This is a genomic window from Variovorax boronicumulans, from assembly GCF_009811375.1.
In the GTDB taxonomy this organism is placed as follows: domain Bacteria; phylum Pseudomonadota; class Gammaproteobacteria; order Burkholderiales; family Burkholderiaceae_C; genus Variovorax; species Variovorax boronicumulans.
Genome location: NZ_BKDH01000013.1, coordinates 1 through 779 on the forward strand (window position 1 = coordinate 1; position 779 = coordinate 779).

A 779-nucleotide genomic window follows, 5' to 3' on the forward strand; every position below is an offset into this window, starting at 1 on the left:
GGTCCTGGAAGATGATCTGCAGCTTGCTGCGCAGCTTGCGCATGCGCTCGCCGGAAAGATCTCCGATGTCGTCGCCCCGGTACAGCACCTGGCCCTCGGTGCGCTCGACCAGGCGCAGCACGGTGCGTCCGATGGTGCTCTTGCCCGAGCCCGATTCGCCGACCAGGCCCAGCGTCTCGCCGGGATGGATGGCGAAGGACACGTCGTCGACCGCGCGCACGGGGCGCTCGCTGCTGCCGAAGTACTTCTTGAGGCCGCGGACTTCGATGAGGGGAGAGGAAGAAGAAACAGCGGTGGTCATCATGCAGCCCTCGCGAGCGGTTGGTCGGGCTGCACGCGCACGCAGCGCGCCTGGCGGTCTTGCCGAATGTCGATCAGGGGCGGCATCGCGTCCTTGCAGCTCGCCAGCGCTTGGTCGCAGCGCGGCTCGAAGGCGCAACCGGGCGGCGGGGCCAATGGGCTCGACACCTGCCCGCGAATCGCGAACAGCCGCTTGGGCTTCGGTTGCCCAGGAACCCGCGCCTTGCCCGGCAGGCAGGCCAACAAGCCCTGTGTGTACGGGTGCTCGGGCTGCGCGAACAGTGGCCGCACCGGCGCACGCTCGACCACGCGACCCGAGTACATGACCACCACGTCGTCGGCATGGTGGGCCACCACGCCCAGGTTGTGCGTGATGAACAGGATGCTCATGCCCGTCTCGGCCTGCAGCCGGCGCATGAGTTCGAGGATCTGCGCCTGGATGGTCACGTCCAGCGCCGTGGTGGGCTCGTCGGCGATCA

General features: G+C 68.3%; 2 protein-coding genes. Both read right to left on the minus strand.

The features are described 5' to 3' along the window. Window positions 1–301: ATP-binding cassette domain-containing protein (locus tag VHAB30_RS30925; protein WP_159279716.1), on the minus strand; the 301-nt coding region annotated here is incomplete at its 3' end. Beyond that, window positions 301–779: ABC transporter ATP-binding protein (locus VHAB30_RS30930; protein WP_174250301.1), on the minus strand; the 479-nt coding region annotated here is incomplete at its 5' end. The genes VHAB30_RS30925 and VHAB30_RS30930, both read right to left, overlap by 1 nt.